Below are 17403 nucleotides of genomic sequence, written 5' to 3'. Positions count from 1 at the left end.
CTCTCACGCTCTATGGCTAAACGATAAAGGTTTTTCTAAGACACCTTTAACAACAGCTGTAACAAAAAGCATGATAAATAACAATAGAGAATTTGCAAAGCTAGATAAGAATTTGGGAGCGAATAGACAACTTCATCAAAAAGAGATAAATTTAGCAAAACAAAAAACTAGTGAATATGCAAATTTAAAAGGCATTTCACAAGATGAAGCATTAAAATTACTTTTAATGGCTTGATACTAGTATGACAGGTATGCTATGGAATAACTCGTTTGATGCAAATTCTAAAGACTTGGAACAGGCAAAAGAGTATCTATCACAGTTTAAAGATCAAACCTACATAGATAAAGACGGAAAAGTTCAAAACTACTTCGTAGCTAAAGAAAATGATTATATAAAACTATATATGAATTTATACGAAGCTGCATCTAGCGGAGTTATAAATCTTTCTTATTACCTACAAATTGGCTAACCCGGTCTCCTTATCAGGGCATAATGGATAAAATAAAAAATGCTACTAGCTATGCTTTAAACAATAAAGCAAATACTGCAAAAGTAGTAGGAAGCAAGAAAAGATTCTCTAATTGATTGCGCAAACAGTCTGTTAAAATGTGTTTCTAATGCGTTGCAAGGCATAAGAAATTGTTCTAATGGTTTTATGCCTTTAACTAAGGTGAGTGGAAAGAATATACTGGGAAGAAATTCAATGAGTCTAAAGATACTCTTTTATTTAATCTACTTGAAGCCGAATTTTAGTATAATGATGGAAAAAAATGTAATTTAGAAAGGCACTTAGGGTAAAGAAGTGAAATGAAGAAATTAACTAGTTTTTTAACAGTAGCGTTAGTTTTAGTTGGGTGTGGTAGAGAGCCAGTTGTATTTAATGAAACAAATACATTTGCATTCTATAATGATTTTGGATTAAACATTAGGATGATAGTTGAAGATGTTAAAGAATGTCCATCTGATATACAATTATCTGAGATAACTAAGTATGTTCATAAGGATCCACTACATAGAGATCCTAAAATAACTTGTACTGCACATAAGCTAGGTGATACTACATCAATTTATTATACTTATAAATATAGTGATGGTAAATATAATAAAATAAATACTGAGAAGATAACTAGAACTCCAACTATTCCATTCTTTGAATATGCATTAGGTGTAGATGAAACTAATAATTATTTGTTACTCAGACTTAATAAGAGTGAAGTTAAATTCTTAGGTGGATTAAACGCAGCATCAAGTAAATACACTATCATAAATGAAGGTAATCAGTTACCATTACTAGGATTAACTGAGTTTAAAGATTTATTTGTTATTCAAGGTAAATATATCAGTTATGACAATTGGAGAATATATGAACCTATGGGTATGGATAAGAAGAAAGTATGGTATAAACTTATGATAAGTGAAATCAGAAATGCCTTCATATTTGCAAATGATGACTCTAATGAAGCTATAAATGATACTTATATTAAACGTTATAGTGATATCAAATACTATAATGAATTTGATAAATTTAGTAAAGAAGCTGGATTACCTGGATACACTACAGATAGGGAGTAGAAAAATGAATCCATTAATCAACGATTTCTTTAAATCACCTAGGTCAGATATGGTTAAAGTAATATCTAAGCTTAATTCATAAGATTTAACTGAATTACATGATCTGACTCAGGAATATATAGATAAAAATGGAAATAACGATACTCTTCAATGGTTATTAGATAAGACTTTTGAAGTTAGTTATTTACGAGGTATTGAAGAAAATAATCCAGGGTATAGTTGTGTCGGATTCGATACATTTGATAAAGTAATATCTTTAGGGATGATATAATGGATAAAGTAATATTTTTAGATGTAGATGGTGTATTAAATATTTACAGTGAATCATATAGAACAAATAAGGCGATTTTAGATAACAACAATGTTTTGTCAAAATGTTTTCGACTTGGAGCTAAAACCGATTTAGTATATTTTAGTATATATAGATACACCACATATCCCGCAAAAGGGTTCACTGACAAATTATCGAGATTTTTATCATTTTTTAGAAAGTATTGTTAATTACGATGAATGGGAAAATCTGATTGATTATGATTCAAAGCACAAAAACTTAAGCCAACCATCTAACCTTTGCTATTAAGAGCATAGGATTTAAAAATTTCACTACCCTTATAACGCCCAAAAATCCATCTGCTACACTTAAAAGTGCTATCTTGCTAAGAAGCAACACCGGTTTAAAGATCATAAAGCCAGCTGCAGCGCTAACAACTATGGCACTTAGCCTTGGAAATTTTTCATTTAGTGAGCTTAACACTCCAGCTACCTTGCTTAAGATAGAAGCTAATAAATTTGTAAGTGGCAAAAAGGTTTCTCCAAGTCTTGAACCTAGATTTCTCCATGCTTGTGTAACCCTTTCGATACCACTTTTTGTAGTGTTTAGCTTCGTTTGTAGCTCACGCTGCATAGATCCTGTGGCTTCATCCGAGTGTGCCATTTTGATATTTGCTTTAAGAGCATCGATATTTGTTACAAGACCTGCTATCTCATCGTTAAAATTTCCACCAACTAGATCATAAAGTAGCCCTGCTTGCTTATCTTTATCGGCTCTAGAGATCGCTTCTAAAAACGTAGTTATAGCTCCAGCGGCATCTTTTTGTAGGGCTGTTTTTAGATATGTTGCATCCATGCCTATACTTGCTAGCGCTTCTTGAAAATTTTTACCCTTTTTATCAGCCATTGAGAGTGTGGGGTAAAGAGCATTTAAGCTAGTGCCTACGACTGAGCTAGCTTTGCCAGTGCTTAGCATTGTAGCACTTATGGCACTGGCACTTTTACTATCTAGGCCTATTAAGCTGGCATTTGCAGCTGTTAGCGAAGTAGCCTCAAATATATCAGAAGCATTTGCATTAGTAACCTTATTGTCGAGCAAGTTTACGCTATCAAAAAAGCTATTAAGCTCCTTTATATCGTTCATCTTAAAGCCAACTTTCATATTATTGGCCGCCTTTGATAAGGCTTCAGAGCTCATTTCAAATGCAACTGAGCCGGTTGCAAGCATCTTTGTATAAGTTACTAGCTCCTCACCAGCTAAATTTATCTTACCACCACCAGCTGCAATGTCGGCTATATTACTAAAGCTCTCTCTAAGCTGCGAGCTTAACCCTCTTATCTCATTTTTTAGTTTAGCTAGGTTCTCATCGCTATCATCAACATATTTTTTTACATTCGCAAAAGCCGCCTCATCATCAATGGCAAGTTTTATTGGTACTCCTATGGTTACTGAGTTTGTAAGATTGCTAAAATTTGTCGTAAGTTCGCCTAAAAGTGCTTTTTGGCTCTCTTATTTGGCTAGATAGATTTGACAGCTTAGTATTATCTAAAGATGTTATGGCCTTTTTTGCTTCTGCTATCTTACCTTTTAAGCCATCAAACCCTTTTTTTAGCTCTGATATTTTACTTAGCCCTTTTACTGCTAGACCAATACTAATACCAACTTGTGCGTTATCCATATCCTCTCCTGCATACTCTAACTTCGCAGATGAGCCAAGCTCATCTTTACGACAAGGAGTGCAAGCACTCCCTTGACCCACCTAAAGCACAAAATCGCGTGTCAGCGATTTCGTACCAGATATGTAACTTAATACTTAACAACCGATTATTAAGCTGTGCTATAATCCCTTTTAAAAAGGATTTAAAATGGCTTTAATCATTCCTATTTTTATCGTTTTATTCTTTTTCGTTTCACCAAGTGGCTTTTTTGAAACGTTTATTGCCTTAGTTTTTGGCTATATCGTTGGCGGCGTTGCTTATTTGATCAACCCTAATATTCAAGGTTATCCAAAAGGCTTTATAAAAACTTTTAAAGATAGTGAATATCTAAATGCTATTGGCAACTTCATTATCGCTCAAAAGATTAGTAAAAAATAATTCTAAGGAGAAAAAATAATGTTAAAAAAATCTCTAGTAGCAGTACTTATCTTAAGTGCTAGCTCACTTTTTGCAACCGACGCAGTTGATAGAACATCTTTAACAAAAACTTTTATTGATGGTGTAGCTCAAGAAAGAGCAGCGATGCTTCAAGAACGCATTAAAAAAGAGGTAAATGCAAAGGTTACTTGCTCAGTAGGCAAGCCTTACGATTATAAAAAAGGTAGAATAACAGTAGAGAAGATTAATTGCGAAACTGGTCATGGCGTTATATTCCCAACACATAATATCTTTATAAAAGATGGACTCATTATAGACAAAGTCTTTGATATGGATAATATGATGGCTGTTTCCGACCTAATGCAAAAGCTATCCTTTAGAGATACACTATATAAATATTTAAGTAGCGATAATAAGCCTATGGCTAAGTATGAGAATACTAGAGAGCTATTCTTTGGTTCTGGCATACACAAGAACGTTACTTTTATCTTTGTGGACCCATTCTGCTCACATTGTGTAAATGAGGTTAAAAAGATGCCACAAACGTACAAAGAATTTCTTGAGGGCCAAACTGATTATTACATCATATTTATGCCTATCTTTATAGAAAAATCGGTCTTAAGATCATTAGATATAGTAGCGTCTGTTAATGCAAAAACAGACTATGCTGAGCAATATGAGCTATTTATCAAAATGATGCAAGATAGCACTATATTGAAGCCAAGTGGTCTTAAGACATTACCAGCAGCTGAATATGTAAATCTATTTAAAACGGATCTGCTTGAGTGGGCAGTTCTTGGAATAAAACTAGAGAATACACCACAAGTCTTTGAATTTCCTAAGAAATCAGTTATTCCAGATATTGATGAAATTCAATAAATATTATTTATAACAATAGACCCAAAGTTGCCCTAAAATAGAAATAGGGCAACAACTTTCTTTATATCCAATATATTATTTTTTGCAATTAGAATATCATAATGAATCAAGGTTAGGGTCTTAGATCTTATGTTCTTGGGGTTAAATTTTGTAGATCTAGTCTTAATGAAGTGATAAAAGGTCTTAGGATTGATTTAAGAGGCAGAAGGTGTACTAGAGAGGCAAGGACCTTGTTCAGGTAATGATGGTGCTGTTGTCTTTAAGGATAGTAAAATAAAATCTCTTAAGGCCATGATGATTTATGGTATTAAATGATAAGAGCTTTATCTATGCAGGCAACGACCTCGTACTTGATAGCAAAGATATAACAAACGTAGCGCTAAATTTAACAAGAGATGTTAGCAGCTTTAATGAGTTTAAATGGAAAAAGCAAGAGTGGAAAGGTAAAAGAGGAAAAGTCTTTGGTAAAAAGAAGTGGGTAACTAAAGGCGGCAAAGGTGCGGTGTTTAACTTATCATACACAGATGTTGGCCTTCCAGTAGTTTTTGCAGCGAGCAATAACATATAGTTCTTTTTTTATTTTGTTGATGAGAGAGAAGCATCCTTGATTTATATGCCACACTTCTTCTCGTGATTCGCTCTTATCTATCTTTTTAAGATTGCTAATATTTGTGTTAAAGCCATATCCATTTTGTTCAAGAGCCCTCTCTATTTTATTCGCTTCTTCAGAAAATTTAACAGTGTCATTTTTTGTTGCGATGTTAATAGCAAACTCATCTATTTTAGTGCTATTTTTAGACCTTTTAAGGCCAATCGATGCTAAGATTTTTTTAAAATTAGTATCAGTCACTTCAACTGAATTTACCGCTTCTACTATATCTTCAGCTTCTATAGTGTCTTTGCCTTTTTGTATGGCTATATATTTAGCCGCTAAGAAAATGGTTCTCATTTGTTTTTGATATTGTCTATCTTTTTTTTAAACTCGAATATCTCTTTGCAATAGATGGAGCTTTCATCTTGTAAGATTTTATCATCTTCAAAAGCCGAAACTATCATATCGTAAGCTCTCATAACTGTCTCTACATCATCACTTTTGTAGTTATGAGGTTTTTTACCAGGTTCATCTATATATTTAGAAGCTTCTTCTAACTCATCCCAGCCGATCAAAAGAGCATGCTCTTTTTTATTGTCATCTTTTCTACGAGGATAGTTTTGTCCTTCTGGTTTTGGTATAGTAGTCCAGCCATTTAAGATATAAAAAGCATTCCAGCGATGTTTTTCCATTTTGGCTAATTTTTCTATGTCGTCAAGACTTATATATGTTGCTAAAATTTTAGCCCCCTCTATCTTGGCTCCCTCTGTCTTATCCCATAAATTTATTTCATTTATATCAGAAACATTTTGACCGTTAAGCATAAGATCAAACCATCTATTTCGAGCTTTTTCCTTTACTTCATCATACTCTAGAAATCTGTTTTCGCTCAATAGCTTGTTTATCGCTTTTAGTTTTATAGGCAAGTGTTCAACTTGCATTCTATTTGAGTCTTGTAAAAAAGGTGACAGATCACCCCATTTTATCTCATAATTATGAAGATCATTATATCGTTGATTCGCCCTTATAGCCATTGTGTCGTATATCTCATTTACAACGACATCGTAAGAGCAAATTTGAGAGAAATTGCCAAAAGGTATAATGTCCATTTTGTTTTTATTGTCTATCTTGATATCATCTGCAATGCCTTTTATGCCATCATGTTTATCTATAAATATAAAAAACTGTTTGTTTTCCAAATGAGTTGATTGATTTTTTATGATCCTAGCTATATCAGTAAGGCTTGCTTGAACGTTAGTTTTACAAAAAATGATTTGGTTAAAATTTTTTATTCCATCTTTGTTAAATAACTCTCCATCATCTTTAAAATAGATATTCCAATTGATTATGCCACCTGCCTTTAAGCTAATAGGATATAGTTTTAAAAACTCGGCTCTCTTTTTTTCGTGGTTATTATCAAAGATCGTTACGTTTAGTGGTTTGCCGTTAAAAAAATGACCTAAGGCCAAAGCGCGGTATAACACAGATAGCCCTGCTGCGTCAAAGCCTACTATAGCAAGATTTACACTACCATTATCTATTGTATCTACATTCTCACCTAGAGGGTGCTTCATAAATAGTGTTTGTGCTGCATTGTCATAAACACTAAATGCTCTTATATTAATCATACTTGATGATAAATGTATGTATATATCTTTTTCATTATCTGGATCATTTTTATCTGCTTTAGGAATAACTTTAGTAATATCATCCAGAATTTCTGAATTTGATATGTCTTTTCTGGTCTTTATTCTTAGTGATACTTTGTCATTTTCTTTTGATTTTAAATGTATGTATATATTTTTTTCATTATCTGGATCATTTTTATCTGCTTCAGGAATAACTTTAGTAATATCATCCAGAATTTCTGAATTTAATTTATCTTTTTTGGTTTTTATGCTTTGCGATACTTCGTCGTTTTCTTTTTCTTTTATGCTTTGCAATATTTCGTAGTTTTCTTTTGATGATAAATGTATGTATATATTTTTTTCATTATCTGGATCGTTTTTATCTGCTTCAGGAATAACTTTAGTGATAGCGTCCAGAATTTCTAAATTTGATATATCTTTGCCAGTCATAAGGATGATTTTTTCAGCTTTTGTTATATTGAGTTTGTTTAATACATCTTTATCGATAGCGTTGCCAGATATGGCATATCCACCAAGTGTGCATATACTATTTACATTATCATTTGTAGGATTTATATCCACGACTAATAGTTTTTTATCTTGATATTTGTTTAAGATATCTTTGGCCAAGGCATATCCCATATCTCCAGCACCACATATCACGATATGATTCTTTGCAAAAAATTTTAAAAAGCACCATGTTCTAAGCTTTTTGCCAAGTAGTTTAATAAAAACACTGCAGTAAAAAAATAGAGTAAAGACTATAGCTATATAGAGTGAGCATTTGCTGATAATGTTAGTTGCTTTAAAATCATAGTTGCCTAGCAATAGAGCTAGTGTTTGGTAGGCTGATTTTAAAAAGCCAGAGAAGAAGCCATTTTCAATGGAGTGCCCAAGTAAAGAGAAAAAGACCGTTAAAATACCGCATATTAGCATTGTGGTATCATTTAAGTTACCATATATAAATTTAAGATAACATTTTTTTAAATTTAGCCTCATTGTTCTCTCCAAAGAATAACTTATTAGTACGAAAAGTGAAAATTACAAAAACTATGATAGGTTATTATACCTTATATTTATCATGGAGCAGTAGGTTTTATCTCGTCAATTTCAATAGTTTCTTGCATAAGTTGTTCTGCGTATTTTAGGATTATATTCAAACTTGTGCTACTTAATGTGAAACAAGAAATTCTTTTTATTTAGTTAGTCTATGTTTTTCATAGCCCAACCTGCTTGTAATATCAAGGTGAAGTTGCAGTTAAAAAATTAATGCTATTTTGAGTAAGTAAATCCATTTTATAATGAGTTAAGGCTGTTTAGTTCACTCTAAAAGATCATAAGCCTTTAAGAAAACAGAGCGAATCACACCCTTAAAATCTATGATAATATCGGTATCAGTTGGTTAGAATAATATCTATTAAAATACTAAAAATAATTATATTGTTCTGCTCTATTTCACTGTGTTTATGGTTTTTCAAGACGAAAACAACGAGACAGTAAATGAAATGCTGGTGTTGTATTTATTTTTGACTCTTGCGCTTCTTGCCATCATGTTCTTTGCTTTTCAAAAAAATATTTTTTCATCGCAACTCAAACTTATTGTACTTGTTTCAAAATTCTATTGATCCTATATAATAATTTAAAAATCTTAGTTGACCACAAAATAAGATAAGTACGGACCAAAACATAGAAGCATCTTGTTGTTATATTGTCTAATAATTTTGATATTGTCATAGTCGTGCATAAAAAGAAATTCTTCTTTATTTGGTAGTGTTATGATACCATCTGAAAATTCTATATTTTCCTCAATTTTATAATCTTGCAAATTTTGCGATTTTGAGACTTTACCACTAGGTGTATAAATATAATTATTGCAGTAAATATATTTTTTATTAGTTTTTTTATGTGTTATAGTTTGAATTGATTTTTCATATTTTAGCAATTTTACTATTTTCCCTTCAAAATTATATATACAAGCATAGTCAAAACACTTTTTCCAAATATAATTATCTATAACTTCAACATTATTATAATAGAAATCATTATTATCCTTTTCCATTTCAAATGTATGTAGTAGCTCGAAATTTTGATCCCATATTTTTCCTACATATTTAGTACAAGATACAAAATTTTTATTTTTTAATTGTTTAACAAGCTCAATACTATTTAAATGTGCTTTAATTGTTTTTAGTTTCTCTCCATTGTGATCATATAAGTTAATCAATCCATCTTTTCTATATGACAAAAAACGGTGACCTTTTATTGATATTATTCCATTTGTTTTTTGATCAGTTTCAAGAATTTTAGTTGACATTTTTGTAGTATTGATAAAACTTATTGTATCAAAATGCTTTATTATAATGTTTTCAGAAAAAGTTTCTAATAAAGATTTTACATACACTACATTATCTTCTTTAATTTTTAATTTTAACCTATTGTTAAAAAGTAAGATTTCTTCATTATATAATTGCAAAAAGACTTTTTTATTTTTTAGTTTTGATACATAACATATATCTGAACCAAAAAATTTATTATCTCCATTGTATGAAATTTTGTTTTGTAAAACTGAATTAGGATCAAAAAATTTTATATACTTTTCATCAACTATGACTAAAAATTCTTCGAATTCTTTTAATGACAATACATTATCAATATTATCTATTTGCTTTAAGTATTCTCCATTGCCATCTAAAATACAAACCTTATTTTCATCAATTAAAATAGCCACATTTCCATTTTTCATTTCTAAGTTGAGTGGTGTGTCTTTATATGGTATATTGTATTTTTTTATTTTCCTATATTTACTATCTAAAAAGAGCATAGCCTTATCATCTTGAACTATATAATTTCCATTTTTTAAAGGTGTGATATTTGCACATTCTATTTTTTTATTGACTTTATTTTCATGAATTTCGGCTAATATGTGATCTTCAGAATTATTTAATTTCGCATCTAAAACTATTCTTTCATTGTCATATCTTATTATTTTTACATATTTTAATTCTTGAAGTTCGCCGATATCTATTTTTGTAATTTTATAATCAATTAAATTTAGTAATAAAATATCTCCTTTTGTAGTAAATATAATTAACTTATCATCAAAAATTTTAGTCACGCTATAGTATTCTTCTGCAATATCTAACTCTTTAATAATATTTAAATTTTTATCTACAATTGCTATCTTATAATATTTTTTTACTATCCTATTTAAAGAACTAGAGAAGATGACATATAAATTATCCTTTATTTTTTCGATCATATTATAATTAGTTTGGATTTCTAGAAATTTATCTTCTTGTCTATTATAAATTTGCATACGAGAATACAACTGTAACGCTATCATATCCGTATCAATTTCAAATATAAAATTTATATCTTTTTCTATGTCCTTGTTTATTTTAATGATACCTTTTTTATCGAAAACTAAAAATGTTGAACTGCCTTGTCTATACGACAATAAATTGCCATCTGAAAGCCTTATAACTGTTTCACATATTTTAGTTCTTATTGTGTTTATAATATTAAAATCTTGCAATGACCAAAACACAATCATAGGTCCATTATAAGTAATAAAAGTATCTTTATCTACAAACATTATATTAGAAGAGTTGTTTTCGTTTAATAAAACATTAATTAAGCCACTCCTGCTAAATTTATAGTCAATATTCTCTCTTTTGAGCCATCTAAAATTTATTTTGTTTTTGTCAATTAAATCATTAGCGCCTTTATTTAGCGGAGAATCTACCCCATCTTCATATGCAACTTGAAAAAGAGCCATATGTGGTTTAAATTTTTCATTAACAACGCTTTTTATTAAATAATCTTTTTCCCTGTAAAAGCTTTTAATAACCCAGTATTTTTTTTCATCTAATATATCTAGAATTTCTCTAAAGTCATTTTCTTTTCCGTGGTCATATATGCTTCCTATAAATTCTAGATTATTTAAATATTCATCTAACCTTTCTGATTTTGAATAATAAAGATGATAAAAAATTTCGCTTAAAGCTCTTAAAGAAGGATATCTCTCATTCCACAACTTTTCTTGTTGTTCAAACTCATTAAAATAATTTAGAATTCTCTCATGTGTTTTTATCTTATAGGCTTCATATAATTTTGATATAGACTGTTTAAATTGTCTATGAAAAAAGTTGATTAGTATTTCACCATCTTTTTGAGTCTTAACAAAAAATGGTTCTAATTTATTTGATAAGCTTGACCATAAGAATGCTGGTAAAACAAGCTCTTCCTTGTCCTTTCTTAGCGGATTCGGAGCTTTTATGGGCTCATGAAAATTATTCAAAATAGCTTTTTGAAATTCCTCTTCATCTTGTAGATCTTCTGAAAGTATATCAAATATCTCGCTTTCACTAATTCCATATTTACTAAAAGCTATAAGACTTAAAACTTTTCTAATAAATATTTCATTATGATGATATATTTTTACCAAGTTATCAACAAATTCATTTATAGCACCAGATATATTGTCCGCAATATCTATACTTTGTTTAGAGCTTACATTTCGTAATTCTTGGGATACTATATAGGCATACAACGGAGAGCAATTTGCATTATAAAATTTATTTTTAACTAAAATCATTTGTGTTTGTGTTAAAGTACGGTTGTATTTTGCCAGGATACTACTAAAAATTTCATCAGCATTTGCTTTTAGGCTGTCATGATTTAGGTCAAGACTATTTTTTGTGCCATATTTCTCACTTAATATATCATAATAAATACTATCTTCTTTAAAATTTTCATCCTTTAGTACAGTGAGTACAATTTTTAAATTTTTACCTAAATTTTGTGGCAGCCATTTAAGATAGTCACGGGTTTTTATTTGATCAAGAGCATCTATAAACACAATAGTTTTACACTCCTGATTTTGTTCTAAAACTTTTTTTATCTGCTTATCAAATTCATGCTCTTGATATTTATAATCAATGATCTGACCTGTAAGTTCATTTGCTATGTCAACTAGCAAATCTTTTTTGTACAATGAATCCGCACTAGCACCAACGAATCTATAGATAATTTTTTTATGATTATTTTGTTCTTCTTGATTATTTATCGCCTTTGCCATAAGTGCTGATTTGCCCATACCAGAATCAGAGTATATATAAAAAGGGGTTTGTTCTTCATTATTAATATAATTGTTGATTATATCTAATGAATTTTTTCTACCAAAAAATATATCAATCTTGCTATTTTTAAAATTTTCATGGTCAATATTTTTGGACTCTTTTTTCATGCGGGATATTTCATGGTCAATATTTTTTATAAGAACAGTCTTAATATCTTTAACAAATTTTTCTTTATCTATTATTTCATATGCAATGCCGCCATCAATTTGTTTAAGCTCTTTTACCTTATGTGTTATTTGGTTGCATTCTGCTATTTCTTTTTTAACTTCATTCCTAAAATTTATAACATCTTTTTCATTTATGTTCTCGCCTTCAATATCTCTTATGACAGATATTATATATTGTCTGTTGTCATCGCCTTTCAATATTTCTTCAAACTCGTGATGTGTGGCCGAAGTAATATATTTTTTATTTTTAACATCGACTAAATTTTTACTGGCTTTTAGCAAAATTTCACGTAACTCATTCTCTTTTTTTTCCCAAATGTTATAATTTTCAAATTTGCCTGTACGGGGTTTTAATATATATGAACTTGGGATTTGATTTTCATCTAAGAAATACCACTCCATAAGCTCTTTTCTTTTATTTGTATTTTTTAAAATTTCTTCAAATTCTAATTTTTCTATCATAAATGGGAGTGGTATCCAACCATATCTACTGCCTAAAAATATAATAAAATTTGGATGCGGATAGGCTTTGCAGTTTGCTACCTCTGCTAAACACATAGGTAGTGTTTTTTGGTCTTTTTGGGCTTCGTTATTTATTCCCCACCTTAAATCTATAGCTTGAAATGCAAAGCCTATGGATTTGCAATATTTTTTTACTTCAGGAAAAATTTCTTTATGAAGCACATTACGTTCTGTTTTAAAGTCATTAAACGTTGATGAAATAAATATACGAAATGTCTTTTTCATTTTTTATCCTATGTAAAATTTTACTTAAATCATACCAAGAAAATTTGTAATAAATATTTTAAATAGCAATTACTAAAATTCACATAGCTGACCTAATACCATATATAACTCTTTTATATTATTATAACTAAAAATATATGTGAAAGGTTGAAATCAAATCAAATGAAGTTTTAGCAATGCTAGCCACTATCTGAGCAACACTAGGCAGATTGTAAAATTAGGTAAATTAAAGTAATAGGGCTCCCTAATGGTTATTATAACTACAATAAAGAGTATGTAAATTAAAGGGTTTAGATGCGACACGTAAAAAGCAGTCTGTGTTAGGGGTATAACATATCTAAACAAAAAGGATTTGGAAAATTAAATAGAAACCATTATTGTTTATGCTAATAAAAATGTCTACGGTATAGACGAAATCTATTCTGATATTGCTAGTGGAATAAACCTTTATATAAAATGTTTTATTAAACCAGTTTTCTGCTGCAATGAATAATGAAATAGAGGAAGTTTTTATACTTTATAAGGGCAGATTAGCTTGTTTATTTTTTAATTTGGTTACTTGCAATAAACTCCAGCTAGAATAAAAGTGCCAAAGAGGAGCTCTTTAAAGATCTTGTAAGTGTAATTCATTGCCTTTCGATAAAAGCATATTCTAGGCGTAGGCTAGCTAAGAAGTTATTAGATGAAAAAGATGATAAAAACAATTAGTAGAGCATAAAGACACATAATTGTCAAGACAAACAAAAATATTCAAGCATAAAAGCAGCTTTGTCATAGATGTAAAATTTATATTAAAAGTTTGGAACAAGTAGCATATTTGTATTATTAACATAAAAAATTTTGTATTTTATAAGGCGTTGGAAATCTAAAATAAAGAAAGAGCAGTCACTATTTAAATTATAGTGATAAATTGTTTTGAAATTTTTAAAAACGTTTTTAATTGACAACCCCTTGGCTTAATTTCCCTCTATTCGCCTCATCTCTTTCTTGACCATATCCCCAGTAGCGTCTGCATAGATCATCGTTGTCTGTATTTTCTTGTGCCTAAGAGCCTTTTGGATAACGCCTAAATTTGTATTTTTCTCGACCATATTCATAGCAAACGAGTGCCTTAAAATATGGCAACCCCTTTTATTTACTATGCCACATTTTCTATATATGCGCTCTAGCAGAGTATATACGCATTGCCTAGAAATAGGCTTATCGCCGTTTTTATTTGTAAAGATATAGCTTTCAGGTGGGTATATGCTAGATAGCCTCTCAAAATCATCTTTTATATGACTTTTTGGTATATATGCCGTTTGATACTCTCCACCTTTGGCTAGTATATTTATGTCGTAAAATTCGCCGTCGTCGCTCTCTTGAAAGTCACAAAATTTAAGATTTAGTGCTTCGCTTATTCTAAGCCCGCTTTTTAGCATTAACTTTATAAGCAATGAATTTCTATAATTTTTAATATATCTATATTCAGGTTTTTTAGTTAGCTTATTTTCTATATAGTCTAAAATTTTATCTCTCTCGCCCTCTTTCATAAAATTTTCAAATTTATTTACTTTTTTCTTGGTAATCTTATAATTATCTAGTATTTTTTCTAAGTCTATGAGCTTATCGTTATTATTAGTAATATACTTAAAGAAAATCTTTAAAATAGTTAAATAACTTATTTTTGTTGAGCTTGATATACCTTCAGCCCTAGTAGCACTCTTTTTGTGTTGTTTTTTTCTATATAAGTCATCTAACCATATAAAATAATCAGTTATATGCTTTTGACTTAGATTATTAAAGCTAATCACGTCATTATTCTCATAGCAAAACTCTACAAAGCCATCAAGGCAATTTTTATATGTATTAATTGTGTTAATGCTCTTGTCTGCTATCTTATTATAAGAAATGAAACTATCTTTATAATTTGCCATCTCATCTGCAAAGTCTAATTTATCATTATTTTTCATAAAATTCTCCTTTTGTTTTACATAATGGTCTATTATGTAAAATATTTTTTACGATTTTATAACAAGGTCTAATTTTTAAAATGCTCTTATTTTTATAACTATTATGTAAAGATTATATCATAATAAAGTGCATAGTCAAGTAATAAATATATATTTTTATTTAAAGTATTATTTTTAATAAAAAGCTAAATATTATAATTTTTGTATTAATTTTTTTATTATAATTGGCTATATTATTATAAATTTAGTTTTAAACTTTTAAAAGGTAGTTTAGCTATGAAAAAAGTATTATCTCTTGAAATTTTACTATATGAAAAGAGAAATAATATAAAAAATGGCTTTTATCATTTAAATCAAATAGCTTTTGCGTATAACTCTAATTTATATTGAGTTATAAAAAAATAAACTAGGTTTTTTGGATTAATTTGAATAAAATGTATTCTGTGCTTGAAAAAGTTATGTCAGGATTTGGGACAAAAATAGATAGCTAGGTTTAAAAATTTCCCAGAAAAAAGTTCAAAAAGTATGGGTTATATTGAGCTAGAGGGCATTAAGAAATAAAATCAGAAAGGAAAAAGACAATGGCATTAAAAAAGATAGAGCTTCCAGACGAGCTTTTAGCAAAGCTAGGTGCAACAAAAAGTCCAAAAGAGTTGGGCGAGATAGTAGAGAGTTATGTAGTAGCAGGGATGGAGTGTATTAGATTTCCAAAAGATAATATAATGCTTTATAACGTTATTTTAGATATTGCAACAAGGCTTGGCAAAGAACAAGAAATAAATACTATGGCTAAAGAAGCTCTCAAAGAGATAAATCAGAAAATTTTGAGTGAGCTATAAAATTAGTTAAAAATATTGACTAATATAGTATTCTTAATATAAAAAAATAATTTTATTTAAATTTACAATTATTTGAATATTAAAAAATAAAAAAACAATATTTTTTAATAATTTACTAGTTTTTATAATAATTAAACATATTATTAAATAAAAATAAAAGATATTTAATGAAAAAAACATATATTTTAAAAAACAGAGACGTTGATGTTTTGGAATTTAATGTCTGTTTTGAAAAAGAGATGTTTAGGGGTTTTGAAAAGGAGATTGCTCATCTAATCAACGTTAAAATTTTACACCAGGATATGGTGCCATATGAAATAAAAAAGAGCTCGCAAAACATTAAAGAATCGCTAGAGAACTGGATCAAAAATAGAAAAATCCCAAAGAATAGAGAATTTGTTAATGAAATTCTAGCCAGCAGTGGCATAACAAGAGAAGATAGTTTTATGGCCTATATCAATATATCCTTTGGGCTTTCTCTTAATGATTGCTATTGGGTGGTGTCAGGTGAGCGAAATTACAAATGGTCTGATTATAATTTATATAGCAATTCTTTTAATGAGACACTTGCATTAGTTGCTTTTACTAGTATATCAACAAGACTAAAAGAGCTATCTATATCTCCAGAATTAACAACAAATGGCATGCTTAAGAAATGTTGGCATAAAAACGAAATTAGTGGCAAGATTGAACTATATAAAGGCAGCAATACAAAAAGCAAAGAAGGAGAATATGAAACATATTGTGAATATTATATGGCTCAAATCGCAAAAGCACTAAATTTAAATGCAATAGACTATGATCTAGTCGCTTTCAAAAAAGAAATTGTAAGTTCTTGTGAGCTTTTTACCAGTGAAAAGTATGGCTATTTATCAATTTACTACTGCTTAGACAAGAGCGATATAAAGTCAGACAAACTAAGTTTGATGAAAAAAATAGAAGAAATTTATGGCAAAGAAGCATTTGAGGACATAATGCTCTTTGATGCTTTGATACTAAATACAGATAGACATTTAGGTAATTTTGGCATGTTAATAGATAATGAAAGCCAAATGCTAGTTAAGGCAGCACCGATCTTTGATAATGGCCTATCCTTTTTAAATTTTGTGGCTCAAGAAAAATTGAAAAACATAGATAACTTAATGGATGATAAAATAAGCTGGTTTGAGTTAAATTTCGATGATCAGGCTAAGATGTTTGCTATGCCAAGACATATAAGACGACTTGAAAAATTGTCCAATTTTAAGTTCCAGCGGCATGAATTGTATAACCTAGATGAAGACCTCTTGCGAGATGCAGAAAATTTCATATCAAAGAGAAGCCAGGCGATATTAAATATGGCTCTTATTACTTTAAATAAATTAAGCCAATCTTAAATTTTACAACATAAAAATATAAATATGATTACTAGTTTTTAAAAAAAATCAATTTTTATAAAATCTTTTTTTGATTTTTTTAATTTTAGTTCGTAGAATTCACTATAAATTTTAAAAAAAATAGCTATTTTGTTTTTGGGAG

14 protein-coding genes are annotated in these 17403 nt (G+C 29.4%); 8 read left to right on the top strand and 6 right to left on the bottom strand.

Features of this window, described 5'->3' with window-relative positions; genetic code table 11:
- From CVT13_RS09970 to CVT13_RS09960, 3 genes are all read left to right on the top strand, one after another.
- Window positions 1-235, top strand: a 235-nt coding sequence (locus tag CVT13_RS09970; protein WP_159071121.1) for a hypothetical protein, incomplete at its 5' end; no start/stop codon positions are given.
- A 7-nt stretch (window positions 236-242) separates the two neighbouring features.
- On the top strand, window positions 243-470 hold the full coding sequence (locus CVT13_RS09965; RefSeq protein ID WP_107812463.1) for a hypothetical protein: 228 nt from the start codon (window positions 243-245) through the stop codon (window positions 468-470).
- 338 nt (window positions 471-808) lie between these two features.
- Window positions 809-1573 (top strand): hypothetical protein, encoded by a 765-nt coding sequence (locus tag CVT13_RS09960; protein ID WP_107812462.1) that lies wholly within the window; start codon window positions 809-811, stop codon window positions 1571-1573.
- Window positions 1574-2123: 550 nt separating this feature from the next.
- On the opposite strand, the gene CVT13_RS09955 is transcribed toward CVT13_RS09960, so the two are convergent.
- Both CVT13_RS09955 and CVT13_RS09950 read right to left on the bottom strand, forming a co-directional pair.
- The gene (locus tag CVT13_RS09955; RefSeq protein WP_265094431.1) at window positions 2124-3275 is read right to left on the bottom strand and encodes a phage tail tape measure protein; all 1152 of its coding nucleotides are present in this window, start codon (window positions 3273-3275) and stop codon (window positions 2124-2126) included.
- Between the two features lie 34 nt (window positions 3276-3309).
- Entirely contained in the window at window positions 3310-3522 is a 213-nt protein-coding gene (locus tag CVT13_RS09950; RefSeq protein ID WP_107812460.1) for a hypothetical protein, read from the bottom strand.
- A gap of 187 nt (window positions 3523-3709) precedes the next feature.
- Here CVT13_RS09950 and CVT13_RS09945 point away from each other — a divergent pair, with 187 nt between their 5' ends.
- The 3 genes from CVT13_RS09945 (at window position 3710) to CVT13_RS09935 (ending at window position 5387) form a co-directional block, all read left to right on the top strand.
- Window positions 3710-3940, top strand: a complete 231-nt coding sequence (locus CVT13_RS09945; RefSeq protein WP_107812459.1) for a hypothetical protein — start codon at window positions 3710-3712, stop codon at window positions 3938-3940.
- Window positions 3941-3958: 18 nt separating this feature from the next.
- Window positions 3959-4819 carry a hypothetical protein gene (locus tag CVT13_RS09940; protein ID WP_107812458.1) on the top strand — a complete coding sequence of 287 codons (861 nt, stop codon included), beginning with the start codon at window positions 3959-3961 and terminating at the stop codon, window positions 4817-4819.
- Window positions 4820-5120: 301 nt separating this feature from the next.
- Window positions 5121-5387, top strand: a complete 267-nt coding sequence (locus CVT13_RS09935) for a hypothetical protein (RefSeq protein ID WP_107812457.1) — start codon at window positions 5121-5123, stop codon at window positions 5385-5387.
- Here CVT13_RS09935 and CVT13_RS09930 read toward each other — a convergent pair.
- The 4 genes from CVT13_RS09930 to CVT13_RS09915 form a co-directional block, all read right to left on the bottom strand.
- Entirely contained in the window at window positions 5334-5768 is a 435-nt protein-coding gene (locus CVT13_RS09930) for a hypothetical protein (RefSeq protein ID WP_107812456.1), read from the bottom strand. The genes CVT13_RS09935 and CVT13_RS09930 overlap by 54 nt on opposite strands.
- Window positions 5765-8038: an NAD-binding protein gene (locus CVT13_RS09925; RefSeq protein ID WP_107812455.1), complete on the bottom strand. Its 2274-nt coding sequence runs from the start codon at window positions 8036-8038 to the stop codon at window positions 5765-5767. The genes CVT13_RS09930 and CVT13_RS09925 overlap by 4 nt, the downstream gene beginning before the upstream one ends.
- 649 nt (window positions 8039-8687) lie before the next feature.
- Entirely contained in the window at window positions 8688-13094 is a 4407-nt protein-coding gene (locus CVT13_RS09920) for a DUF4062 domain-containing protein (protein ID WP_107812454.1), read from the bottom strand.
- 956 nt (window positions 13095-14050) lie between these two features.
- Window positions 14051-15046 (bottom strand): tyrosine-type recombinase/integrase, encoded by a 996-nt coding sequence (locus CVT13_RS09915; RefSeq protein WP_107812453.1) that lies wholly within the window; start codon window positions 15044-15046, stop codon window positions 14051-14053.
- Window positions 15047-15627: 581 nt separating this feature from the next.
- Between CVT13_RS09915 and CVT13_RS09910 the strand changes: the two genes are divergently transcribed.
- Both CVT13_RS09910 and CVT13_RS09905 read left to right on the top strand, forming a co-directional pair.
- Window positions 15628-15885 carry a hypothetical protein gene (locus tag CVT13_RS09910; RefSeq protein ID WP_107812452.1) on the top strand — a complete coding sequence of 86 codons (258 nt, stop codon included), beginning with the start codon at window positions 15628-15630 and terminating at the stop codon, window positions 15883-15885.
- 167 nt (window positions 15886-16052) lie between these two features.
- Complete coding sequence (locus CVT13_RS09905; protein ID WP_107812451.1) at window positions 16053-17261, top strand: HipA family kinase; 1209 nt, start codon at window positions 16053-16055, stop codon at window positions 17259-17261.
- Window positions 17262-17403: the final 142 nt, after the last annotated feature.

It is taken from the genome of Campylobacter concisus (assembly GCF_003049085.1).
GTDB classification, from domain to species: Bacteria; Campylobacterota; Campylobacteria; order Campylobacterales; family Campylobacteraceae; genus Campylobacter_A; species Campylobacter_A concisus_H.
Note: the sequence above shows the minus strand (reverse complement) of the source record. Positions and strands in the feature narration are given on the sequence as shown.